24 protein-coding genes and 2 tRNA genes are annotated in these 23172 nt (G+C 60.6%); 16 read left to right on the forward strand and 10 right to left on the reverse strand.

Features of this window, described 5'->3' with window-relative positions; genetic code table 11:
• Positions 1-9 precede the first annotated feature (9 nt).
• From coxB to QY316_10770, 5 genes are all read right to left on the reverse strand, one after another.
• Positions 10-723 (reverse strand): cytochrome c oxidase subunit II, encoded by a 714-nt coding sequence (gene coxB / locus QY316_10750; GenBank protein ID WKZ32382.1) that lies wholly within the window; start codon positions 721-723, stop codon positions 10-12.
• A gap of 40 nt (positions 724-763) precedes the next feature.
• The gene (locus tag QY316_10755; GenBank protein WKZ32383.1) at positions 764-1525 is read right to left on the reverse strand and encodes a heme-copper oxidase subunit III; all 762 of its coding nucleotides are present in this window, start codon (positions 1523-1525) and stop codon (positions 764-766) included.
• Positions 1526-1607: 82 nt separating this feature from the next.
• The gene (locus tag QY316_10760) at positions 1608-2021 is read right to left on the reverse strand and encodes an Rrf2 family transcriptional regulator (GenBank protein WKZ32384.1); all 414 of its coding nucleotides are present in this window, start codon (positions 2019-2021) and stop codon (positions 1608-1610) included.
• Positions 2022-2303: 282 nt separating this feature from the next.
• A complete protein-coding gene (locus QY316_10765) occupies positions 2304-3617 on the reverse strand; it encodes a sigma-54 dependent transcriptional regulator (GenBank protein WKZ32385.1) in 1314 nt (437 codons plus the stop codon).
• The gene (locus tag QY316_10770; GenBank protein ID WKZ32386.1) at positions 3617-4705 is read right to left on the reverse strand and encodes an ATP-binding protein; all 1089 of its coding nucleotides are present in this window, start codon (positions 4703-4705) and stop codon (positions 3617-3619) included. Before QY316_10770 ends, QY316_10765 begins: the two co-directional genes overlap by 1 nt.
• Positions 4706-5012: 307 nt before the next feature.
• Here QY316_10770 and QY316_10775 point away from each other — a divergent pair, with 307 nt between their 5' ends.
• From QY316_10775 to QY316_10825, 11 genes are read left to right on the forward strand one after another with little or no spacing between them, the layout of a single operon-like run.
• On the forward strand, positions 5013-6332 hold the full coding sequence (locus QY316_10775; GenBank protein ID WKZ32387.1) for a ferric reductase-like transmembrane domain-containing protein: 1320 nt from the start codon (positions 5013-5015) through the stop codon (positions 6330-6332).
• Positions 6329-6793 carry a hypothetical protein gene (locus tag QY316_10780; protein ID WKZ32388.1) on the forward strand — a complete coding sequence of 155 codons (465 nt, stop codon included), beginning with the start codon at positions 6329-6331 and terminating at the stop codon, positions 6791-6793. Before QY316_10775 ends, QY316_10780 begins: the two co-directional genes overlap by 4 nt.
• 11 nt (positions 6794-6804) lie before the next feature.
• The gene (locus QY316_10785) at positions 6805-7332 is read left to right on the forward strand and encodes a Na+/H+ antiporter subunit E (protein WKZ32389.1); all 528 of its coding nucleotides are present in this window, start codon (positions 6805-6807) and stop codon (positions 7330-7332) included.
• Between the two features lie 11 nt (positions 7333-7343).
• The gene (locus tag QY316_10790) at positions 7344-7631 is read left to right on the forward strand and encodes a monovalent cation/H+ antiporter complex subunit F (protein WKZ32390.1); all 288 of its coding nucleotides are present in this window, start codon (positions 7344-7346) and stop codon (positions 7629-7631) included.
• Positions 7618-7932: a monovalent cation/H(+) antiporter subunit G gene (gene mnhG / locus QY316_10795; GenBank protein ID WKZ32391.1), complete on the forward strand. Its 315-nt coding sequence runs from the start codon at positions 7618-7620 to the stop codon at positions 7930-7932. The genes QY316_10790 and mnhG overlap by 14 nt, the downstream gene beginning before the upstream one ends.
• The gene (locus tag QY316_10800) at positions 7919-8203 is read left to right on the forward strand and encodes a DUF4040 domain-containing protein (GenBank protein WKZ32392.1); all 285 of its coding nucleotides are present in this window, start codon (positions 7919-7921) and stop codon (positions 8201-8203) included. Before mnhG ends, QY316_10800 begins: the two co-directional genes overlap by 14 nt.
• 9 nt (positions 8204-8212) lie before the next feature.
• Complete coding sequence (locus tag QY316_10805; GenBank protein WKZ32393.1) at positions 8213-8902, forward strand: MnhB domain-containing protein; 690 nt, start codon at positions 8213-8215, stop codon at positions 8900-8902.
• On the forward strand, positions 8899-9225 hold the full coding sequence (locus tag QY316_10810; protein WKZ32394.1) for a cation:proton antiporter subunit C: 327 nt from the start codon (positions 8899-8901) through the stop codon (positions 9223-9225). The genes QY316_10805 and QY316_10810 overlap by 4 nt, the downstream gene beginning before the upstream one ends.
• Positions 9225-10643: a proton-conducting transporter membrane subunit gene (locus QY316_10815; protein ID WKZ32395.1), complete on the forward strand. Its 1419-nt coding sequence runs from the start codon at positions 9225-9227 to the stop codon at positions 10641-10643. Before QY316_10810 ends, QY316_10815 begins: the two co-directional genes overlap by 1 nt.
• A gap of 26 nt (positions 10644-10669) precedes the next feature.
• Positions 10670-12166 (forward strand): proton-conducting transporter membrane subunit, encoded by a 1497-nt coding sequence (locus tag QY316_10820; GenBank protein WKZ32396.1) that lies wholly within the window; start codon positions 10670-10672, stop codon positions 12164-12166.
• Positions 12163-13935, forward strand: coding sequence for a complex I subunit 5 family protein (locus tag QY316_10825; protein WKZ32397.1), 1773 nt, complete (start codon positions 12163-12165; stop codon positions 13933-13935). The genes QY316_10820 and QY316_10825 overlap by 4 nt, the downstream gene beginning before the upstream one ends.
• 41 nt (positions 13936-13976) lie before the next feature.
• On the opposite strand, the gene QY316_10830 is transcribed toward QY316_10825, so the two are convergent.
• On the reverse strand, positions 13977-14735 hold the full coding sequence (locus tag QY316_10830) for a glucose 1-dehydrogenase (GenBank protein ID WKZ32398.1): 759 nt from the start codon (positions 14733-14735) through the stop codon (positions 13977-13979).
• 337 nt (positions 14736-15072) lie between these two features.
• Between QY316_10830 and QY316_10835 the strand changes: the two genes are divergently transcribed.
• From QY316_10835 to QY316_10845, 3 genes are all read left to right on the forward strand, one after another.
• The gene (locus QY316_10835) at positions 15073-15591 is read left to right on the forward strand and encodes a PEP-CTERM sorting domain-containing protein (protein ID WKZ32399.1); all 519 of its coding nucleotides are present in this window, start codon (positions 15073-15075) and stop codon (positions 15589-15591) included.
• A gap of 278 nt (positions 15592-15869) precedes the next feature.
• Entirely contained in the window at positions 15870-16448 is a 579-nt protein-coding gene (locus QY316_10840) for an OsmC family protein (GenBank protein WKZ32400.1), read from the forward strand.
• A gap of 242 nt (positions 16449-16690) precedes the next feature.
• Positions 16691-19375 carry a transporter substrate-binding domain-containing protein gene (locus QY316_10845; protein ID WKZ32401.1) on the forward strand — a complete coding sequence of 895 codons (2685 nt, stop codon included), beginning with the start codon at positions 16691-16693 and terminating at the stop codon, positions 19373-19375.
• A 153-nt stretch (positions 19376-19528) separates the two neighbouring features.
• Here the strand turns inward: QY316_10845 and QY316_10850 are convergent.
• From QY316_10850 to QY316_10865, 4 genes are all read right to left on the reverse strand, one after another.
• Positions 19529-19604, reverse strand: a tRNA-Glu gene (locus QY316_10850).
• Between the two features lie 21 nt (positions 19605-19625).
• Positions 19626-19701: transfer RNA gene (locus QY316_10855), tRNA-Lys, on the reverse strand.
• An 85-nt stretch (positions 19702-19786) separates the two neighbouring features.
• Complete coding sequence (locus tag QY316_10860; GenBank protein WKZ32402.1) at positions 19787-20182, reverse strand: helix-turn-helix transcriptional regulator; 396 nt, start codon at positions 20180-20182, stop codon at positions 19787-19789.
• Positions 20183-20297: 115 nt separating this feature from the next.
• Positions 20298-20687 carry a HEPN domain-containing protein gene (locus QY316_10865; GenBank protein ID WKZ32403.1) on the reverse strand — a complete coding sequence of 130 codons (390 nt, stop codon included), beginning with the start codon at positions 20685-20687 and terminating at the stop codon, positions 20298-20300.
• Positions 20688-20956: 269 nt separating this feature from the next.
• On the opposite strand from QY316_10865, the gene lptF reads away from it, so the two are divergent.
• Both lptF and lptG read left to right on the forward strand, forming a co-directional pair.
• Positions 20957-22099: an LPS export ABC transporter permease LptF gene (gene lptF / locus QY316_10870; GenBank protein ID WKZ32404.1), complete on the forward strand. Its 1143-nt coding sequence runs from the start codon at positions 20957-20959 to the stop codon at positions 22097-22099.
• The gene (gene lptG / locus QY316_10875; GenBank protein ID WKZ32405.1) at positions 22096-23169 is read left to right on the forward strand and encodes an LPS export ABC transporter permease LptG; all 1074 of its coding nucleotides are present in this window, start codon (positions 22096-22098) and stop codon (positions 23167-23169) included. Before lptF ends, lptG begins: the two co-directional genes overlap by 4 nt.
• The last annotated feature ends 3 nt before the right edge of the window (positions 23170-23172 follow it).

Below are 23172 nucleotides of genomic sequence, written 5' to 3' on the forward strand. Positions count from 1 at the left end.
ATACCCCTCCTAAGCTTCTTTATTCCGAGGAGTGTTCTCCTCTATCCATTTTTTAAACTCGGCCTCGGGCATCACGATGACCTTGCCGTGCATGCTCGAATGCAGCACCCCGCAGAACTCCGCGCAGGTCATGACGTGCTCGCCCGCCTTCTTCGGGTAGAACCAGATGTAGGTGTCCATGCCCGGGACCGTGTCCCACTTGACCTTGAAATCAGGTATGAAGAAGCTGTGGAGGACGTCCCTGCTCGAGAGCGAGACCTTTATGGGCGTGCCCTCCGGCACCCTGAGCTCGTTCGTGGCGGTCGCCCCGCCCGGGTAGGTTATGTCCCAGCCCCACATGTAGGACTCGACCTTGACCTCGTAGGCCCCTTCCGGCACTTCCCTCATCTTGTTCCACAGCTCGAAGTTCTTGGCGGCCAGGTAGACGTCGTCCGCGAGGAAGATGAACGCGGGTATGAGCACCCAGCCCAGCGAGGCCAGGGGCGAGAGACTTGAGCCCTTCCCCTCCTCCCCTTCCCTCCTCCTCCTGTACTTAATAAGGAGATACAGCGTCACGGCCGCGAAGATGACGCCTATTATGGTAATATCGAGAATGAGCTCCTGCCAGAGGTGGTGCCAGCCCTCGGTTATGTCCGGCACTGCCCCGCCGCCCTCCGCAGCCTCGGAGGCCGCGGCGGGAAGGAGGAGGGCGCCCCCCGCGATGAGCCGCTTGAATGTCTTCATATGTACCAGCTCCTTTCCTTTCATGATAATCTCCCCCGCCCTACCAGAAATAGAGCTGCGAGACCACGAAGAACCAGACTACGTCCACGAAGTGCCAGTAGACCGATGCCGATTTTACGAAGGCCTTGTTGACCTTGCCCGAGAGCGCCGGCAGCAGTATGCACAGGAATAGCGCAAGCCCCACCAGGACGTGCGAGCCGTGGAAACCCGTTATGGAGAAGAAAGACGACGAGAAGACGTTCGTGCCGAAGGTGAAGCCGTGGTGGTAGAACTCGGTCCACTCGAAGGCGGATATGCCGAGGAAGACCGTGCCCAATACCATCGTGACCACCAGCCAGAAGATGAACCCCTTCCTGTCGTAATGCTCGTCCTCGATCTTCCCCTCGGCGAGGTGGATGGTGAAGCTCGAGGCCACCAGTATGAAAGTCATGACGACCGGCAGCGCCATCGATATATCCGGGGTGCCCGGCGGCGGCCAGAAGGGGGCCGTAAGCCTCGTCACCCAGTATGCCGCGAAAAAGCCTACGAAAAGGAAGGCCTCGGCCACTATGAAAAACGGCATCGCCCAGACGCTTAAGCCCATCGAGTACCCGTGCTCGTCCTCCAGCCCCTCCCTGACCCAGCCTACGATGGATATGAGCACCAGGGGGGTCCCTATCCCGAGGCAGATCAAGGCCGCCATCGGCATCTTGTAGACGAAATAGAAGCCGAAGGCCAGCGGCGCGAGGAAGAGTATCCCCACGCTCACCAGGAGAGGCCAGTAACTGGTGTGCCACTTCAGTTCATGCGCGTGCCCGTTCATCTCGTTTTTACCTCCTGGACAGTCCGGCCCTCAGGCCGGATTTTTGCGATTTTCTGGATAATTAAGGTCTTCTTAGTCCTTTTTATTTGCAAAAAAAACCGGGCCCTATCCCCCCGATGCTCTCGGATGCGAGGATGCCCGCGACGCTCAACGAACACCTTTTAAGCACGGCGTGCAGCAGGCATTCGGAAAGGTCCGAGCAATCGCCGTCCTTTATGGCGCACCCTGCCTCGACCGGGCCGTCTATGGCCTCCACGACCTCGAGGAGGGTGATGGCGCCCGGGTCCCTGTCGAGCATGAACCCGCCGTCCCTACCCCTTGCCGACCTGATGATGCCCCTTGATGCGAGCGTCCGGAAGAGCTTCGCGAGGTACTGCTTCGAAATCCCCGTGGCCCTCGATATCTCGTCTATCCCGGTGTAATCGGATGCCTTGCTGGTGGATATGTACACGAGACCGGCTATCGCGTAACCGGAACCTTTGCTGAACCTGAACAAATTACACCCTCTCTTCCCGCGCCGGTTGGAAGACAGCCGAGCAGCCGTTGTGTATAGCTTAGCATGTATTGACATATTGGCAACTTAGCAACAAGCGTGCCAATAACGCATAAGGCTTTTTCAAAGGGGTTTTTCGGAATCCAGACTGGTTCTGGCGGAAGGACGCTGCGGCATAATGCCGCTCTGTTGGATTTTTCCTGAAGGAAAAAAGCTGTAATACCGTAAGCTTACCGGCAGATGCGCCATTTTGCCGCATGCGGCATTTTTGCGCCTTGCCACGTATCAGGCGGGGCCGCCCTGCCTCAAGCCGTACTTGGCGATCTTCCTCTGGAGGGTGCGGCGGTCTATCCTGAGGACCCGTGCCGAGCGGCTTACGTTCCAGCCGTTGGCCTCAAGGACGCCTGCTATGCAGTCCCTCTCGGAGCATTCGAGCGTGCCTGTTTCCGGGCGCGCCAGGGGACCGGAGCGGCGTCTTTTGAGCGAATCCGAAAGCAGGCCCTCTGTTATGGCCTCGCCCGTGCTCATGACCGCCGCGCTTTCAATGAGGTTCTTAAGCTCCCTTACGTTACCCGGCCAGTTGTGGGCTTTAAGGATATCGAGCGCGCCCTGGCCGAAGCAGAGCCTTTTCCCGCGCGCCTTAGAAGCCCGCTCAAGGAAAAAGGACGCGAGCGCCGGTATGTCCTCGGGCCTTTCCCTGAGCGGCGGTATATGGACCCTGCATACGTTCAGCCTGTAATAGAAGTCCAGCCTGAACCTCCCGGCCGCAACCTCCTTTTCAATGTCCTTGTTGATGGCCGCCACTATCCGGGTGTTTACGCTCATCTCGCGGTTCGAGCCCAGTGGCCGGAACGAGCCCGTCTCCATGAACCTCAAGAGCATGGCCTGCACCGGGAGTTCCATGTCGCCTATCTCGTCGATGAAGAGGGTGCCGTTGTCGGCTGCCCGCAGCAACCCGTCCTTCGAGTCCAGCGCGCCCGTGAACGCGCCCTTTACGTGCCCGAAGAGCTCGTTCTCCAGGAGGCCCGCTTTCAAAGAGGCGCAGTTCACGGCGATGAAGGGCATCTCCTTTCTCACGCTCTCGAAATGGAGGGCGCGCGCAACAAGCTCCTTTCCCGTGCCGCTCTCGCCGGAGATGAGCACAGGAAGGCCCGTGTCCTTTACCCGCAGCACGAACCTCGCGACCTCCTTCATGGCGGGGCTCGACCCTGCCATGCCCTGGCAGGCGGGCTCGGGCCCGTCCGCCGGGGTCATGCCCGAGAGCACCTTCTCTATCTCGTCTATGGAGCACGGTTTCGTGAGGTAGTTATAGCCGCCGAGCTTCATGGCGGTCACCGCGTCGGCTATGGAGCCGTACCCTGTAAGTATGATGCAGGCCGTGGCGGGCCTGGCCACCCGGAGCCTTGAAAGCACCTCGAAGCCGTTCATGCCGGGCATCATCATGTCTATAATGGCGGCGTCAAAGGGCGAAGACGAGGCGATCGCGAGCGCCTCGTCGCCTGTAGCCGCGGGCTTAACGTCGTGTCCGCGGGCGGAGAGCGCCATGCAGAGCGTTTTCCTGAAGACCCTGTCGTCGTCGAGGACCAGTATGCGCGCCATCAGCCTGCCCCCTTTCCGCTACCATCGGCAGCCGGGGGCAGGAGGAGGTCCACCCTGGTGAGGCCGGGCCTGCTCTCTATCCGTATCTCGCCCTTAAGGTCGCGCATTATGCCGTAGCTCACGGAGAGGCCGAGGCCCGTGCCCTTGCCGACCGGCTTTGTCGTGAAGAAGGGCTCGAAGACCCTCTTTAAGAGCTCCCTGGGGATGCCTGGACCGTCGTCCGACACGCTCACCCGCACGAAGCCGGAGAAGGAGGTAGAAACCGAAACCTTTCCGCCCCCGTTCTCCTCGACCGCGTCCATCGCGTTCCTTACGACGTTAAAGAGGACCTGCCTGAACCTGTCCGGGTCCGTGGAGGCAAGCGGTATTTCGGGATCGAGGCTGGTGGAAAGCTCGACCGATTTCGACCCCTCCCCCCTGGTGGCGAACTTCAAGGCCCTCTGGACGAGCGGGTTTATGTCGGTCGGCTGAAGGCGAGTGGCCCCGGCCTGCGAGAAACCCAGGAGGTCGTTTATTATGCCCCTGCACCTTTCTATCTCGCCCTTCATGTCTGAGAGGTGCTCGCTCAGGACCTCCCGAGGGAGGTCCTGAGAGCCGCCCCTTTCCACCATGCGCGCTATTTCGTCGGAGATTATCGAGATGGTGCCGAGGGGGGTATTGAGCTCATGGGCTATGCCGGCGGCAAGCTGGCCTATGGCGGCCATCTTCTCGACCTTCTCCATAAGCTCCTCCTGCTTGATCCTTATGAGCCCCTTTCCGGTCACGTCCATTATGATCTCGAAGACGCTGCCCGGGGCGCCGCCCTTGCCGCCCGCAGGGACGGCAACCACCTCGAGCTCGCGCGGCCCGCCGTCGCCCTCGAGCGTGAACTCGTAGTGGGCGGGCGCGCCGCATTCGATGGCTCGCCCGGTGGGGCAGATGGCGCAGAACTCCAACCCCCTGCTCGCGACCCTGTAGCAGGCCCTTCTCCTGCCCGTCCGGGCCCCGAACCACTCGGCGGCCCTCCGGTTCATCCACTGTATCTGGTGCCGGCAGTCTATATAGAGCAGCGCGGCATCCAGGCTGTCGAGCGCTTCCTCGATCTTCATGGGTCAATCCGGTTTGAGAAAAGGACCGCTTTCCTGGCCAAGGCGGCTCGGAACTTCTGACGCGGCCCTGCCCCTGGATTATACTCCTAAGAAACCGCCCCAGACAAGAAGAGAGATGCCAGGCCGCACGGTGCGGCGCTTTTGTATTTAGCCCCGGCAGGTCTTAAACCAAAAAAAGACGGGTCCAAAATGGATTGACAAAGGCGTAAAAGATAAATAATCTGGTCAGGGCCTGCCGGTCCGGACGTAGTCTGCGCGATACGCCCGGACCGGGCCCGCAAACCGCCTTCAGGGGGACCATCTCCGCATGAGGCACCTCCTTTACGGGGCCTTCTGGATAACGATATATCTCGTGCTCGCCGTCTCGCCGCTTCTCGTCCTCCTCCTCGGCGATGCCCCTTCCGGAAGGGACTTCTGGAGGGACTTCTCTGTCGGCCTGGGGTTCACGGGCCTTTCCATGGCCGGGCTCCAGTTTTTCCTCACCGGGCGCTTCAAGGGGCTTACGCTCCCATACGGCATAGACGTGGTCTACCATTTCCACCGCCAGATATCCATAATCGCCTTCTTCTTCGTCCTATCCCACCCGGCAATCCTCATCATATCGAGCCCGGAGACGCTCTCCATCCTCCGGCCTTCCGGGATGCCCTGGAGGACGGCAGCCGGGGTCGCCGCGCTCGCCTCCTTCGCGGTTATAATAATAACTTCCGTTTACCGCGGACGGCTCGGCATCGCGTACGAGCGCTGGCGGGTGATACACGGGTATGTGGCGGTCGGCGCAGTGGCCCTTGCAGTGGCGCACATAATCGGGGTGGACTACTACACGCAGGCACCGCTTAAGCGCTGGTTCTGGGTGGCCCTCGCGTCCGCCTGGGTGCTGGCCCTCGTCTATATCCGCATCGGCAAGCCGGCGATGATGCTCAGGAGACCGTACAGGGTGGAGAAGGTGATAAGGGAGCGGGGCAGCTCCTGGACCCTGGTATTGAAGCCCGACGGGCACGCGGGCATCCGGTTCAAGCCCGGGCAGTTCGCGTGGCTCACGCTCGGCAGGTCGCCTTTCTCGATAAAGGAGAACCCGTTCTCGTTCTCGTCGAGCGCCATGAGGACCGGCGAAGTCCGCATGACCATCAAGGAGCTCGGGGACTTCACCTCGCGAATAAAGGACACGGCTCCGGGCACGCGCGCCTACATAGACGGGCCATACGGCATGTTCACCATAGACAGGCACCTGGCCCCGGGCTATGTCTTCATAGCGGGCGGGGTCGGGATAGCCCCGATCATGGGCATGCTGCGGACGCTTGCCGACAGGGCGGACAAGCGCCCGCTCTTCCTTTTCTATTGCAGCAGGTCGTGGGAGGAGGCAACGTTCCGGGAAGAGATCGCCGAGCTTGAGGAGAGGCTCGACCTCAAGACCGTATACATACTCGAGAAGCACCATGAAGGCTGGGCCGGGGAGACCGGCTATATAAGCGCCCCTGTTATGTCGCGACACCTGAAGACGCCTGAAAGGCTGGATTACGAGTATTTCGTATGCGGCACGCACCTCATGCAGCTGGCGGTAAAGGACGCCCTGGACGAGCTCGGGGTGCCCATGGAGCAGGTCCAGTCGGAGAGCTTCAATTTCATATGAGAGAGACGTATTCGACGCACATAGCCCTCCTTACCGGCTTCCTAATACTCGTGGTCACGGCCGCCTTCGCGCTTATCCAGAACCCCGGCCTTTCGGCCCTGGACAGGAGGAGCGCCCCGTACATCCCTCACGGGACAGATGGAAAGGAGAACTGCCTGGCCTGCCACGGGCACGGCGCCACGAGCCCGTACCCGCAAAAACACCTTGGCTGGAAAGAGGCGAGCTGCACGAGGTGCCATGTCCAGGCGGCCAGGCCGGAGGCCGGGCCTGAGCCGGACGCCAATCCCGCGCCCCCCGCCGGGGCGTCTGCAGCGCACGCACGCCCCGTACCGCATCCGTTCGACGGATACGAAAGATGTTTCGGCTGCCACCACCCGGATACAGGCATGATGCGGGCGCCGTCGGACCACAGGGACCGGCCGGAGGGCGGCTGCTCGGGATGCCATGCCGACGGCTTGTAGACGGGCAAGGCTTGGCAAGCCAGGGCCCGGTGTTCTATAATAGCGCCATGCCTGTAGCGAGCCGAAATTTTTCGTATATGCGCCTGGCCCTTCATACCGCTCTGCTCCTCGTCATCTGGTGGTCTCTCACTGACGGCGATACGGGGGCGCTCTTCGCGGGCCTGCCCTTTGCCGTCATAGGCGCCGTCATCTGGTCGCTTCTCGGAAGCCCGCCTCCGATAAGCGCCCGGGGGCTTGCGGCCTTCGTGCCCTTTTTCGCGTGGGAGTCGCTCCAGTCCGGGCTCGACGTTGCCTTCAGGGTATTCAACCCGCGCATCCCGGTGGCGCCGGCCTTCATCCTTGTCCCGCTCCGGCTGCCCGAGAGCGCGCCGAGGACCTTCCTTGCCGGCGCGCTCAACCTCCTGCCGGGGACGCTTAGCGTGGAGATAAACGGGGACCTGATCCAAGTGCACGTGATCGACGAAAACGGAGGCGCCATGAGGCGATTGAAGATGCTTGAAGAGCGCGTGGCCGGCGTATTCGGCCTGCGGCTCGATTGACGGGGGCCGGAATGGACAGGCTCTTCTTCGCCCTTGCGGTCTTCCTGATACTCAACATACTCGCGGGCCTGTACCGCGTGCTGCGCGGCCCGACCAGGGCCGACAGGATGCTGGCCTTCCAGCTCTTCGGGACTACCGGGGTAGCAGCGCTCCTCCTCCTTTCCGAGGCCGCTCAGGAACCCATGCTCCGTGATATCGCCCTTGTCTTCGCGCTCCTTTCGGTCATAACGTCCGCCGGTTTCGCGAGGACGGTAAGAGGCCGTACGGCCCCGGGGGGAGCGGCAGATGACCGTGGTTGACGCGCTCTCGACGGCCCTCCTCCTTTCAGGCGCGGTCTTTTTCCTCGCGGGGACGGTCGGCATCATACGCCTCCCGGACGTCTACACGAGGCTACATGCCCTTACCAAGGCCGACAACCTGGGGCTGGGGCTCATAACGGCGGGGCTCGTCCTGCAGGCAGGGTCCCTTCCCGGAGCGATAAAACTCGCCCTCATCTGGTTCCTGGTGATATCAAACAGCTCTACCATAAGCTATCTGATAGCGAACGCCGCGAAGAAATCGGGCGTAATGCCCTGGAGGAAGGGCGATGGAAAACGCTAGCCTACTCGACATTATCCTCGCCGCCTCGCTTGTCCTCCTTGCCTGGCGTCTCATCACGACCCCTGACCTTTTCAAGGCGGCGGTCCTTTTCATCACGCTGAGCCTCTTGATGGCGCTGGCCTGGGTGCGCCTCAAAGCCCCGGACATAGCCCTTGCCGAGGCGGCCATAGGCGCCGGGATCACCGGCATCCTCCTCATAGACACGCTCGGGCGGCTCGGCACGGGACGTCGCGGCAGAGGGGACGGCGGCTGCGGCAGGCAGGGAGAGTAAGGATATTGGATGGGAACAAGCAGGCTTCATAAGATATTGGCCGCCCTCCTTTCGGGAGGCCTCGCGCTGGCCCTTGTCGCAGCTATTTCCGGCCTGAACGGGGGAGAGGGCCTTTCGCGCCAGGTCCGCGCCTCGCTCGCGGAAAGCGGCGTGAAAAGCGAGGTAACCGCCGTGCTCCTCAATTTCAGGGGCTATGATACGCTCCTCGAGATAGCGGTGCTCCTCCTGGCGCTCATAGGCGTGACGGCCCTGGCCGAGGGGGAAGCGGCCCCGGAAAAGGCAGTAGCCCGCGACCCGGCCCTCTCGGGCCTTGCGGAGCTTATACTGCCTCTCATGGTGCTGGCCTCGGGCTATCTCCTCTATGCCGGCACATACGCGCCCGGAGGGGCGTTCCAGGCAGGGGCGGTGCTGGCGGCCGCCATACTCCTGGCGCGCCTTGCCGGGATTGCCGAGCCTGAAAGGCGGAAAGGCGCGCTCGCTGGCATTGCGGCCATCGGTTTCGCCGCGTTCCTCTCCGCGGCACTCGTCCCGCTTCTGCTCGGCGCTCGTTTTTTCGATTATCCCGGACAGGCCGCGCACGTAATCATCATCGTAATCGAGGCGGCCCTTACCATCTCGACCGCCCTGATACTCTACCTCCTGTTTTCCGGATGCTCCTCCATCCGGCAGTGGCGCGGTCGGGAAGGAGGGGCAGAATGACCCAGTGGATGACGTATTCCGTATGCGGGCTGCTCCTCTTCACAATCGGCCTGTACGGCGCCATAGCCTACGGCCACATCTTCCGGAAAGTACTCTCCTTCAACATAATGGGGAGCGGCATATTCCTTTTCCTCGTAAGCATAGCCAGCCGCTCGCCAGGCTCCACCGACCCGGTGCCCCATGCAATGGTGCTTACCGGCATAGTGGTGACCGTGAGCGCAACGGCCTTTGCCCTCGCGCTCCTGGGAAAAATAAATTCTGAAACCGGAGAGGAAAGCCTCGGGCCGGGGCAGGAGCACCATTCCGGGAAGGGGGGCGAGTGATGCAGGGCGCTCCGCCGTGGGCCGCACTGGCCATAGCCCTGCCGCTCGCCGCCGGGGTTTTGGCGCTCCTCATCAGGGGCCGCCCGGCAAGGGCCGTTTCGGCTGCAACGGCGCTCCTCATACCCGGCTCGCTCGCGCTGCTCTCGGAAACGGTCCTCCGGGGCGGCGCGCTCCGTTATCGCGTAGGCGGGTGGGGAGCGCCGCTGGGCATAGACCTTTTCGCGGACGGCCTGAGCATGGTAATGCTCTGGATGACCGCGCTCGTGGGGACGGCCGTCACTGCCTACTCCGTCTTCTACTTCCGGGACAATACCGAAAAAGAGCGCTTCTTCTGGCCGCTCTGGATGTTCCTCTGGGCGGGGCTCAACGCCATTTTCCTTTCAGGAGACGTCTTCAACCTCTACGTCTCCATAGAGGTGATGGGGCTCTCGGCGGTGGCCCTCGTCTGCATCGCGGGAGGCAGAGATGCACTCACTGCGGGCATGAGGTACTTCCTTGTGGCCATAACGGGCTCTCTCACCTATCTCCTCGGCGTGGCCATGCTCTACGCCCAGTACGGGGCGCTCGACCTCTCCCTTATCGGGGAGGCTGCCGGGCCCGGGCCTGCCGCGGCTATGGCGGCGGCGCTCATGACAGCCGGCCTCCTTGCCAAGACCGCGCTCTTCCCGCTCCATTTCTGGCTCCCGAGGGCGCACGCGAGCGCGCTCTCCCCGGTCAGCGCCGTCCTTTCGGCGCTGGTCGTAAAGGCGTCCTTCTACATGGTTCTGCGCCTCTGGACCGGCGCCTTCGAGAAAGTGCTTGCCCCTCAGGCCGGCCTCATCCTCGGCGCGCTCGGATGCGCGGCCGTCATCTGGGGCGCGCTCATGGCAATGAGGCAGAAGAGGCTAAAGATGCTCGTGGCCTACTCTACAGTCAGCCAGATAGGCTACCTCTTTCTCTTCTTCCCCATGTCGGCCCATTCGGACGCTTTTACCGGGGCCGTGTACCAGGCCCTCTCCCACGCGTTCGCAAAGGCGTCCATATTCCTGTCCGTCGGCAACATGATGAAGGCTATCGGGAACGACTCCGTCGACGGGCTCGCCGGGGCAGGGAAGAGCGTCCAGACAAGCGTGTTCGCCTTCGGCATCTCGGGGGCGAGCCTGATGGGACTTCCGCCGAGCGGAGGCTTCATAGCCAAATGGCAGCTCGTAAAGGCCTCCGTCGAAACAGGGCAGTGGTGGTGGGCCGCCGTGATAATGGCCGGGGGGCTGCTTGCGGCGGCATACGTGTTCCCGGTCCTCCGGCGCTCTTTCGCGGACGGGGAGGCCGCCGGAGAGGCTAAAAGGGTGCCGTACGGGATGGAGGCGGCGGCTATGGCCCTGGCCGTGCTTTCCCTTGTCCTCGGGATAGGCGCGGCGATACCGCTTTCTTTCTTCTGACCTGCGCGGCATAAGGAAGGGATCAAATGAGCGCTGAAAACTGGATGCCGATATTCGTCCTCATGAGCTCTTTCATGACCGGGCTCCTCATCTTCAGCCTGGATGAGGGCCGGCACGCGCTCCGGACCGTCCTTAACATGCTCGGGGCCACCATTAAGCTCGTCCTCGTCGGCGTCATGCTCTGGGGCGTCTTCCACGAGAGGGCGTACGAGATGCGCTTTCCCGTGGTCCCGGGCGTTGAAATGATATTGCGGGCGGACGCCCTGGCCATGATATTCCTCACGCTCTCCGCGGTACTCTGGCTCGTGACCACTGCCTATGCGGTCGGCTACCTCGAGGGCGCGCCGAACAGGAGGAGGTTTTTCGGGTTCTTCAGCCTCTGCGTCACCTCCACAATGGGCATCTCGCTGGCCGGGAACCTCTTTACCTTCTTCATATTCTACGAGATGCTCACGCTCACGACCTATCCGCTCGTGGTGCACAGGGGCACGAAAAAGGCCCTTGACGCCGGCGCTGCATATCTAAGGTACACGCTCGCCGGCGGCGCCGTGCTGCTTGTCGGCATAGTCTGGCTCCACGCGCTCGCCGGGCCGTTCGAGTTCACGACCGGCGGGGCGCTCGGCCATTTGGGCACGGAGCACGCGTCCTCCCTCGTCATCATCTTCGCTATCCTCATGGCCGGGCTCGGGGTGAAGGCGGCCATAGTGCCCCTTCACGGATGGCTCCCGACAGCAATGGTCGCGCCCGCGCCGGTAAGCGCGCTCCTGCATGCGGTCGCCGTCGTCAAGGCGGGTGTCTTCGGCATCGTGCGGGTTGTCTATAACGTCTACGGCATCGAGTCCGCCTCGGCCCTGGGCGTGACCGCGCCGCTGGCGGCTGTCGCGGCTGTGACGATCGTGTACGCATCCGTAAGGGCCCTTTCGCAGGACGACTTGAAAAGACGGCTCGCCTTTTCTACCGTCAGCCAGTTGTCGTACATAATCCTCGGCATAGCGCTTGCCGGGCCGATATCCACGGTCGGGGGGCTCGCACACCTGGCGCACCAGGGCATAATGAAGATTACCCTCTTCTTCTCGGCAGGGATAATAGCCGAGACAATAGGGCTCCACAGGATAAGCGAGATGAACGGGGTTGGCCGAAGGCTCCCAGTCACCTCAGCCGCGTTCACGATCGCGGCCCTCGGCATGATAGGCGTTCCGCCCACGGCGGGTTTCATATCCAAATGGTACCTCGGGACCGGCGCGCTCGCCTCCGGGCAGCCCTGGGTCCTCGCCGTGCTGGCCGTGAGCACGCTCCTGAACGCGGCCTACTTCCTTCCCGTAATAAACGCCCTTTGGTTCGGGGAGCGCAGCGCCTCCTGGCCGGAAGAGAAGGGCCGCGGGCGGTTGTGGGAGACCGACCCGTGGCTCCTCGTCCCGATGTGCGTGACCGCGGCCATGACCGTGCTCGCGGGCCTGCTTGCAGGCGAGTTCTTGAGCCCCCTCGAATGGGCGAAGCTCATAGCCTGGAGGGAGTACAAGTGACGGAGGAGCTCCTCATATCCGCAGGGGGCGCGCTCAGGCCGTGGCTGCCGGTTATCGCCGCCGCCCTGCCGCTCTTTGCAGCTCTCCTTTTAGCTCTCATTGCGAGATTCAGGGAAAGCCGGTCGGTCATCCTATGGCTTGCGCTCATCCCGGCTCTAGTCGCGGCTAGCCTGGCCGTATCCGGCTACAGGTCTATCGAAGTCTATCCGGGCGCGCTCCTGGGCCTGAGGCTCGGTCTCGACGACATCGGGGCGGCGTTCCTCCTTTTCACCTCCTTTCTATGGGCGGCCTCCGGCGCATACGCGAACCATTATATAAAGGGAGATGGCTCGCGGAGGAGGTTCTTCTTTTTCCACCTACTAGCGATGTCCGGCAATTTCGGAGTGATACTGGCGCAGGATATCGCGGGCTTTTACATGTTCTTCGCGCTCCTGACCTTTTCAGCCTACGCGCTGGTGATACATGACGGCACCGGGGCGGCGCTCCGCGCCGGCAGGGTGTACATTGCAATGGCGGTCCTCGGCGAGGCCCTCCTTGCGATAGCTTTCTTCCTTGCAGCTGACGCGGCGGGCGGGCTGACAGATTTATCCATCATCCCGTCGGTTGTCGCGAGCGGTACCTACCGCGACTTGATCATCGCTCTCCTAATCTCAGGCTTCGGCATAAAGGCCGGCATGGTGGTCCTTCACGTGTGGCTGCCGCTCGCCCACCCGGTCGCCCCGGTGCCGGCGAGCGCGCTCCTTAGCGGCGCAATGATCAAGGCGGGCTTGCTCGGATGGATAAGGTTTCTGCCGCTTGGTGAGGCCGCGCTTCCGGAATGGGGTTGGCTCCTCATGGGAGCCGGCCTTTCAGGGGCCTTTTTTGGAGCAATCGCGGGCTCTCTACAGGAGGACAAAAAGACCGTCCTCGCGTATTCGAGCGTAAGCCAGATGGGAGTGATGGCGGCCGCCCTGGGCATTGCCCTCGTCGCGCCGGACGCGTGGCCAGGGGTCCTCGCGGCCGTCCTCATCCTTGCGGCGCACCATGCATTCGCAAAGGGTGCGCTATTTCTTTCGACCGGCATCCCAATGCCGGGCAGGCACCGTGCGCCGGCACGCGCTCTTTTTTTAACAGGCGTGCTGCTGCCTGCCCTGGCCCTTGCCGGAGCGCCGTTTACGACCGGCGTTATGGCAAAGTCGGCCCTCAAGGAGAGCCTTTCCTTCCTCCCCGCGGACGGAGGACCGGCAATGGAGGTTATGCTCCTTCTCTCGTCAATTGCCACTTCCGTTATCATGGCAAGGTTCGTTGTCGTCATGCTCCGGACGGAAAGCCCCCATGCCGGAGGCAGCCTGGCCCGGCCCGGCCTGGTGCTCCCCTGGGCCGCGCTGGTCGCGCTCGCTCCGGCCGTTCTTTTCGCGCTCTATCGGGAAAGCTCCGCGGTATTGAATCCCTCGGTCCAGTCCGTGGCCGCGTCCGTCTACCCGGTCATGGCAGGGGTCCTTGCCTACGCCATCATGGCGATACTGGCCCGAAGGACGGCCTTCAGGATATCCGTCCCTCCCGGGGATCTGCTGGTCATTATGGTTCTTTTGCTGGGCGCGGCAAGGAGGGCTTTAACGGGTATCCCTTCCGCACTTTCAATCGGGCCGGGCCGGGCCGCCGCCAGGACGGCAGGGCTCAATGAGGCCCTTACAAGCACCCTGGAAAGGCTTGAGGCGAGGTTCCTCGACGGCCTGGGCTGGCTTTTATTTCTCGCCATCGCTGCCGGGCTGGCGCTCATATTCTATTAAGGGCCGGAACGCATAACGGATGATGACCGGTCCTATGCCGGTCAGAGCATCGCTGTCCAGCCGCCGTCTATGACTAGCGCGTGGCCTGTTACGTAATCCGACGCCCTTGAGGCCAGGAAGACCGCGGTCCCCGCGAGCTCTTCCGGCCTTGCGCCCCTTCCGAGCGGGACCCTTTCCCTTATGAACTCCATGAATGAGCTGTCGCCCGTCAAGTCCATGGTCATGTCCGTCTCGAACAAGCCGGGGCAGACCGCGTTCACCTGTATGTTGTGCTTGCCCCACTCGGCGGCAAGGGTCTTGGTAAGGAGTATCACCCCTGCCTTGCTCGCGTTATAGGCCGCCGATTCGGGAAATGCCGCGAGCCCGGCAACGCTCGCGATATTGATTATCTTGCCGGAGCGCTGCCGTATCATGTGCCTGCCCGCCTCCTTTGCGCAAAGGAGCTGTCCCCTGAGGTTAACGTCCAATACCGCGTCCCAGTCCTCTGTCTTCATATTCTCCGCGGAGGATATCCTGAAGATGCCCGCGTTATTGACGAGTATGTCTATTCTGCCGAGCTCTGCTATCGTCTTTTCGACCAATGTCCTTACGCTCCCCTCGTCTCCGACGTCGGCCTTAACGCCAATCGCGTTTCTCCCCAGGGCCATCACTCCGTCCACCGCTTCGCCAGTGTCGATTATATCCGATACAGCCACATCGGCGCCTGCGCCGGCGAGGCCAAGGGCCATTGCCCTGCCGAGCCCCCTTGCCCCGCCCGTCACGATGGCGACCTTGCCCGCCAGATCGAAAAGACCAGTCATAGCCCACCTCTGTTTCAATTTCGGAATAAAAACCGTTTGTGCGAACCGGACCTCTTATAAGTATACCAACCGCTGTTCAGTTTTGTTTTCTGGCAGGACAGCCGGCGCATTGCTGCTCTGCCGTGGAACTCTCGATTTGACAAGAGAGCAATATGGGTCAGAATAGAAATATAGAGAAGAGCATCTGTCCAGAAGGTGAATACCTTCCCCTCTGCTTTAAACCTCTTAGGACCGTTCACCAAGAATCACGCCACCTTCTCCCAAACAATCAATCTCGAGCGACAGGGGAACAAGAACCCCTTGAGGGGGAACCCTTCCGATAAAGGAGGTGCATGAGATGGCAAAGAGGCACATTCTGAGCGGCGTAATATCGGCAGCAACTCTTGCTGCGTTATCCATAACCGATGTCAATGCGGCTTCATTGGACGGAGCCTCTCTTATTAAAAAAGACCCCGCCACAGCCGAGGAACCCACGGTGGGGAGAGCCCCTATCCCCGTAGCCGAGGAGCCCACGGTGGGGAGAGCCCCTATCCCCGTAGCCGAGGAGCCCACGGTGGGGAGAGCCCCTATACCCGTAGCCGAGGAGCCCACGGTGGGGAGAGCCCCTATACCCGTAGCCGAGGAGCCCACGGTGGGGAGAGCCCCTATACCCATAGCCGAGGAGCCCACGGTGGGGAGAGCCCCTATACCCGTAGCCGAGGAACCCACGGTGACAAGGGCGCGTATTCCAGTGACCGTACCTGAAAGGCCTACTCAGGTTCCCGAGCCTGCGACCATGGCCATGCTTGGTGCAGCTTTTGGCGGGCTGTTTTTTACGCGTCGTTATTTGCGCGAACTGAAAAATCCTAAGCTGTAAAGGGTCCCCCCCTGTCGCCAAGTCCCGCTTTCAGGCGGGACTGGCCCCGCCATTCCGGCGGGGCTTTTTCGTCTACTCAATCGACTTGCCTTTTTCCAATCCCGGTGATGTAAATGATGCTGACCAGCGCCCAGTGCCGCGTAATAACGTGGTTTCCATTGGTTGTTTACGCCTATCACAAATATACATAGCCATTCCTACCCCACATTCCTGGTGTGAATTGAAATCCGGGCCGGTTCATATAGAATCGGTTTATGGGGACATAAGGAGGTATTGCCATGTCGGTAAAAAGACTTGAGGAATTCGAAGGCAGGCCCGAGGTCTTGAACGGAATAGACCTTAATAAGCTCCTCGCCTCGGTGGATGCGCTGAAAAACAACCCCGAGCTCGCGAAGTTCAAGTTCAGGCTGCACAACAGATGGATAGGAGGCGGGCACAACCGATCCCGGATAAGCGGGTTTTTCGGGGTCAGCCAGGAGAACAGGCACAGGCAGCCCTTCGAGCTCGACGGCGACGAACCCGATGTGCTGGCCGGCACGGATGAAGGGGCAAACCCGGTAGAGCACCTGCTTAACGCCCTTGCCGCCTGCCTTACCACGACGATGGTCTACCATGCGGCCCTGAGGAATATCAAGATAGACGAGCTCGAATCGGAGCTGGAGGGCGATATAGACCTGAGGGGCTTCCTCGGCCTGTCGAACGACGTGCGGCGTGGTTACCAGGACATCCGGGTAACCTTCAGGGTCAAGACCGACGAGAAGAACCTGGACAGGCTCAGGGCCTTGTCCAAGCTCTCGCCGGTGTTCGACGTCACGTCCAACGGCACCGCTATAGACGTACGGGTGGAAAGGAAATAGTCGAAACGGCTCACATGCATCAGGCGGGCCGCGCCAAGGCCCGCCATGCCTGGCAGCTTGGACGAAAAAAAACAGCCCTCCCCCGCTGCATGGGCTCACTCGCCTACGCTTCTCTTTTTTTCCAGATATATAATATTCATTTTAAAAAAAGTTAAAACCGTGGTAAATATTTTCATATTTGATTAAAAACATGGATCCTCCATGTCAAAATATTCAGCGAGCCGCATTAAAACAAAGACCAGATGAAATCAGCCGTTCAGTCGCGTTTACATTTTATCGGCCTTTTCGCCGCGCTGCTCGCGTTCCTCTTCGCCGGGAGCGCGTCCAGTGCGGAAGTCCCTGCCTCAATCCGAGTAGCCTCCGAGCGGGAGTTCAAGCCCTACGCCTTTGAAGACGCAAGCGGCAGGCCCGCCGGCTTCGGCGTAGAGCTAATAAGTGCTGTTGCAGAGGCTATGGACATCCCCGTGGAAATATATTCCGTCTCGTGGGATACCGCCTGGAACGGGCTTGTAGAGGGCCGCTTCGACGCGCTCCCGATCGTCGCGAAGCTTCCGAGCCGCGTACCCCTCGTCGACTTCAGCCTTCCTCATACCGAGACCTTTGATTCGTTTTTCGTCCGCGACGGCGCCCCCCTCATCAGGGACATCGCAGGGGCCGAAGGCAAGGAAATAATAGTCATGCGCTCGGACGCGGCCCACCACGCGCTTTTGGAGCGCGGGTTCAATGGCAAGGTCGTCCCTGTAGAGACCATCTCGGAAATGCTCCACCTACTCGCGTCCGGGAAATACGACGCGCTACTTTACCCGAAACTCCTCGGCATGATAATGATGAAAGACCTCAAGATAAAAGGTGTCGTGGCCGGGCCGACCATACCGGACTACAAGCGCGAGTTCTCCTTTGCGGTAAAGAAGGGAGACAGAGAGCTCCTTGAAAAACTCAACCAGGGCCTCCTCATAGTCAAATCCAACGGGGAATACGAGCGCATTTACAAAAAATGGTTCGGGTTCGAGAACCCGTGGCGGAGATACGTCGAATATTTCTGGCCAGTGATGGTCGTCTCAGCCGTGATAGCGGTTACGGCTTCCGTGAGCGCGGTAATGCTCCGGGGGATGGTAAGAAAGCGCACCGACGAGCTGGCTGAAAAGAACAGGCTCCTTAGCCTTGCAAGGGAAGAGCTGAACGACAGGGTCGTGCAGAGGACGGCGGAGCTTTTGAAGGCGAACGCCGCGCTCATGAGCGAGAACGCGGAGCGGAGGCTCGCCGAGGCCACTCTACGGGACAGCGAGGAGCGGTACCGGTCGCACATAGAAGTGACCGGCCAGATCGGCTGGTCCACTGACGCGGGAGGAAATGTCGTGGACGACATCCCGGCCTGGAGGAGGTACACCGGGCAGACCATGGATGAAATAAAGGGGGCGGGCTGGGCCAGGGCCGTCCATCCGGACGATTTAAACCGCACTATCGAGAAGTGGCAAAAGTCAATTACCGAAGGGGGCTTTTACGAGACGGAGTACAGGATCCGAAGGCTTGACGGCGCGTACCGCCATTTCATGGCCCGCGGCATACCCCTTTTCAGGGAGGACGGGAGGATACGGGAATGGGTGGGCACCTGCATAGACATAACCGAGCGGAAGCAGTCTGAAGACCTCCTGAGGAAGGCGCACGAGGAGCTGGAAACGAGGATCATAGAGCGCACGGCCGAGCTCAAGGCCGCCAACATGCGACTCAAGCAGGAGATAGCCGAGCGGGAGCGGATGGAGGACGAGCTTATAAAGGCGCAAAAGCTCGAATCGCTGGGAGTGTTCGCGGGCGGCATCGCCCACGACTTCAACAACCTCCTTCAGTCCATAACGAACAACATAGGCGTCGCCAGGCTTTACGCTTCTGAGAAAAACAGCGTGGAGGGCGCGCTGGGCGACGCTGAAACGGCGGCGAAGTACGCCTCGCAGCTTAGCCAGCGCCTCCTGACCTTCGCAAAGGGAGGCAGCCCCGTAAAGAAGGCCACCCCCGTATCCCGCCTTATAGAGGAATCTATCTGTATCTCGCTTAGCGGCTCGAATATCCTCACCGAGTGCGAAATCCCGGAGGGCCTGAGCCCCGTGGAAGCGGACGAGGGGCAGATAAACCAGGTGCTCAACAACCTGCTGATAAACGCCAAGGAGGCCATGCCCCGCGGCGGAAAGATAAGGATACGGGCCGAGGGCGTGAAGGCCGGCGAGAGCGACAATCTTTTCCTTAACGAAGGAGACTACGTGCGGATATCCGTGGAGGACCAGGGAGCAGGCATACCCGGGGAAAACCTCTTAAGGATATTCGACCCCTATTTCAGCACTAAGGAGCGGGGGGCGGAGAAGGGCACCGGGCTCGGGCTCTCGGTCTGCCACTCGATACTCATGAAGCACGGCGGGCTGATAAGCGTTGAGTCGAAGGTGGGCGTCGGCTCTATCTTCCATGTCTTCCTTCCCGCTTCAAAGGAGCCGCTTCCCGAGGCCGAGGACAGGGCGCCCGGATTTGGCTCGCCAGGCGGAAGGATATTGTTCATGGAGGACGAAAAGACCATGTGGAAGTCCGCCGGGCTGCTTCTCAAGACGATGGGGCTCGATGTGGAGTTCACGATGAACGGGGCTGAGGCCCTATCCCTTTATGAGAAGGCGCTCGGAGACGGGCGGCCGTTCGACGGCGTCATCCTCGACCTCACGATACCGGGGGGCATGGGAGGCAAGGAGACAATAGCGCGCCTCCGCGAGATCGACAGCGGCGTAAAGGCGATAGTCGTGAGCGGCTATACCGACGACCCGGTGATGACGAACTTCAGGGAATACGGTTTCGTGCGCGCCCTGGCAAAGCCGTACACGGTGGAGCAGCTGAATAACGCCGTCCGCGAGGAATTCGGAGGCGCCCGGCCCGCGTCCGCGGGGCTGAGCTGAAGTGAACCAGCCTGTTCTGAGATAGTAATCACCTGACACTTGACTGCTTTTAAATCGGAATAATACGCTTTATAGATTGCATACCCCTTTCCAGCGGAGGCCCCGGAAACAAAAATGCCGCAATCGCGAAGCGATTGCGGCATCGATTTTTCTTGGCGTCCCCACAGGGATTCGAACCCTGGTCGCCGCCGTGAAAGGGCGGTGTCCTTGGCCTCTAGACGATGGGGACTTTATGATTTATTTTTTCTTATGGTGAGCCGCCCGGGACTCGAACCCGGGACCACCTGCTTAAAAGGCAGATGCTCTACCAACTGAGCTAGCGGCTCATGGACCCTGGGGGGCATCGAACTTAGACAAAATAAAATATCACAGCACCCCTGGGTTGTCAAACGCAAAACCGGCACAGCCGGTTCAGGCCTCTGCCGCCAGCCTCTTCAGGGCATCCAGCGCCGCCTTCCTTCTTATGCTCTTGAACTTCAGGTATACCGTGCCGACGAAATCGTCCTGCTCGGCAGGCCTGAGCATACGGTAAAACCTTACGAGCCTGCGCTCCCTGGGAGCGAGATCGGACATGACCAACACGGATTTTCCCGAGGCGTTGAAAAAAAACGACGGGTCGCGGCCCAGCGCCTTCGCGAGCTTGAGCCATTCGTCTGTGGTTATCGGGATGGCCCCAAGTTCCTTCCGGACGTAGGTAGACCTGTCCACCCCGAGGCGCGCCGCAAGGTGCTCCTGCCTGAGGACAAGCTCTTCCCTGAGCTCTCTGAGCCTCGCGAGAATATCTCCGGTGCTGAAGGTGCCGCCCATATCCCTTATACTACCTTAACGAGCGTTCCAAGTCGAGATGCATGGCGACCACCGCGTATTCCCGGCAGATGCCCGGACCGGAATGGGGCTTGCCGGCCCCATGCAGAAGAACCCCTCAGCCCTTCACCGTCCGCCTGAGAAAGTCCTTGACCTCGTACAGAAGGTCTCTTGCCTGATATATGCGAAAAAGCGATTCGTTCTCGGTGTAGTCGATTGCGGCGCTGTAGCCCCATTCCTTTCTCGACTCCAGGAGCTTCTCCAGGAAAGGGTCCAGCTTGGAGCTGAACTTCTGAAGCGAGTTGACGAAGCCCGTAAACGAGCTCGCCTGCGCCTTGACCGTACCGGCAGTGAGGAACGCAGCCAGGGCCGCATGGACCGAGGAATAGCAGGCAAGCGTCATGGCCGGGTTGTAAAGGCCGCTCTTATGCAGCGCCTCTGCCGCATGAAAGTACTCCTCGGCCATACGGAACTCGACCTTTATCCTCTCAGCGCTTCTGGACCTCAAAAGCAAAGCCTCGCGGGAAGAGGTGATTCCCGGCATTGATGAACTGGTTAACATAAAAAACCTTGACTCGCGTCGTATTAGGCACGCGGGATTTTAAATACCTGAAATCCAGGCCATTGTCAATATCCCTATGAGCCGGCCCGGTATTTGTCTCGAAATAAAACGCCTATATTTCTTTTTCGGACGAGCGGGCGGATTCTTTAATTTACAAAAAGGACGGGCCCCTTTAACAGATTGTCCGTAAACCGTCTTTATAGTATTATTGTGTAATGCGCTGGATCCTCGGCCGTTACATACTCAAGGAGATATGGACCCCGTTTCTCCTGAGCCTCGTCATATTGACCGCGATTTCGCTACTTACAAAGGCGGTCCGGATAGTAGAGCTCCTGCTCGTGCAGGGCGTTGGCGGCGGGTTCATCCTGTGGTTCATCGTCTCGGTGCTGCCGTCGCTCCTTCTCTACACCCTTCCCATCGCATTTCTCATAGGCGTCCTCGTGGCGTTCACGCGGCTCAGCTCCGACAGCGAGCTTACGGCCATGAAGGCCTCGGGCCTGAGCCTTTACGCGGCGCTCCGGCCCGTCCTTCTTTTCGCGGCGTTCGTGTACGCGGCGAGCCTCGTCGTTACCCTTTACCTCTTCCCCTGGGGGAACCTCACTCTCAAGAACCTCGTCTACGAGGCCTCAAAGGAAAGGTTCATCTCCGGCCTCGAGGAAAAGACATTTTACGACAGTTTCAAGGGCTTCGTCATCTATATAGACAAGATAAACCTCAAGAACGGAGAGATGGAAGGCATATTCATCTCGGAGTCCGGCGGCGAGGGCGAGCCGAGCCTCTTCTTCGCTGCAGGCGGCGTGTTTTCCCCGGCAACCGACCGCCACACGGTCTATCTCAAGCTGAACGACGGGGTAATGCACCGGAAGACCGAGGGCGACCGCACCTATCACATAGCCGATTTCTCCTCGTACACACTTGAGCTCGGCCTCTCGGGCCAGCCCGGCTCCGCCGGCGAAAGGCGCAACAAGGAAATGTACGCCGGAGAGCTGCGGGATAAGATAGAGCTTGCAAAGGCATCCGGCGAAGACCCTTCACGCCACATAATAGACCTGCATAAGAGGTTCGCCATCCCCTCGTCCGTCTTCGTCTTCGCGCTCCTGGGGGTCCCGCTGGGGCTTCAGAAGATACGGGTTGCGCGCTTTACGGGCTTCTCGATAGCCATAGGCGTGGTGCTCGTATATTACCTCCTCTCAACGGGCTTCGAGGCCCTTGGCGAGAGCGGCTCGTTAAACCCGTTCGTCGCTGTCTGGGCGACCGACTTCGTCTTCCTAGTCGCGGGCCTTTTTGTATTCTCACGGACATCGGCCGACAGGCCGGCAAACCCGCTGATGATGTTCCGCGCGGGGAGGTCGAGATGAAGGTACTGCAGAAATACCTCCTCCGCGAGTTCCTCAAGCTCGCCGCCATCGCCGCGGCAGGCTTCGTCGTGCTCTTCGTGACGGTCGATATTTTCGAGAACATGGACAGCCTCATGGAGCACAAGGTCCCGCTCGTCTCAGCCGCGGGGTTCTTCCTTTACAAGATACCTTTCATAATAAGCCAGGTCCTGCCGGTCGCGCTCCTGGTGGCGACGTTCGTCTCTCTCGGCCTCCTCTCAAGGCACGGCGAGATAACTGCTGTAAAAGCCGGGGGCGTGCGGGTGCTCCGGGCGGCCTTGCCACTTCTTGCCGCGGGGCTCGTCGCAAGCGCCGGCGTGATACTCATGAACGAATACGTAACGCCGACCGCCATGAAAAAGGCCGATTCCTTCCGGCAGAGGTGGCTCGGCGCACAGGAAGGGAGCTTCGGCAGGGAAGGCCTCTGGATAAAGACCTCCGAGGGCATACTGAACGCGAAAAACATGGACCCCGACGGCAGCCGCCTTCACGGCGTGACATATTATTTCATCGGAAAGCCCTTCACGCCCACGGGCCGGGTCCATTCGAGGACGGCCGTCTGGAAAGGGAGCGCATGGGCCGCAGAGGAAGCGACGGTCTGGAATTTCACACCGGGGAGAGAGGCCCAGATGACTGAAAGGGCCTCTTTTATACTTCCGGGGCTCGCGAAGCCGGAAGAGATGATAAACATGGAGAGCTTCCAGCGGAACATGGGCTTCATGGACTTAAGGGAATACGTGAAAGACCTCGAAAAGGAGGGCTACGAGGCGACCCGGTTCAAAACCGACCTCTGGAGCAAGCTCTCATTCCCGCTCGTCAACTTCATAATGGTGCTCGTGGGCATCCCCTTCGCCCTACGGACAGGAAGGCAAAGCGGCATAGCAGCCGGAATAGGCCTGAGCATCGTTATCGCTTTCAGCTACTGGGGGGTGTACGCGCTTACGAGGTCGCTCGGACAGAGCCAGCTCGTGCCGCCGTTCCTCGCGGCTTTCTTCCCGGATATACTTTTTGTCGCAATCGGCGCGCTGATGCTGGGGTATGTGAGGGAGTAGGGG

Source organism: Thermodesulfobacteriota bacterium (genome assembly GCA_030583865.1).
Taxonomy (GTDB): domain Bacteria; phylum Desulfobacterota; class GWC2-55-46; order GWC2-55-46; family GWC2-55-46; genus UBA5799.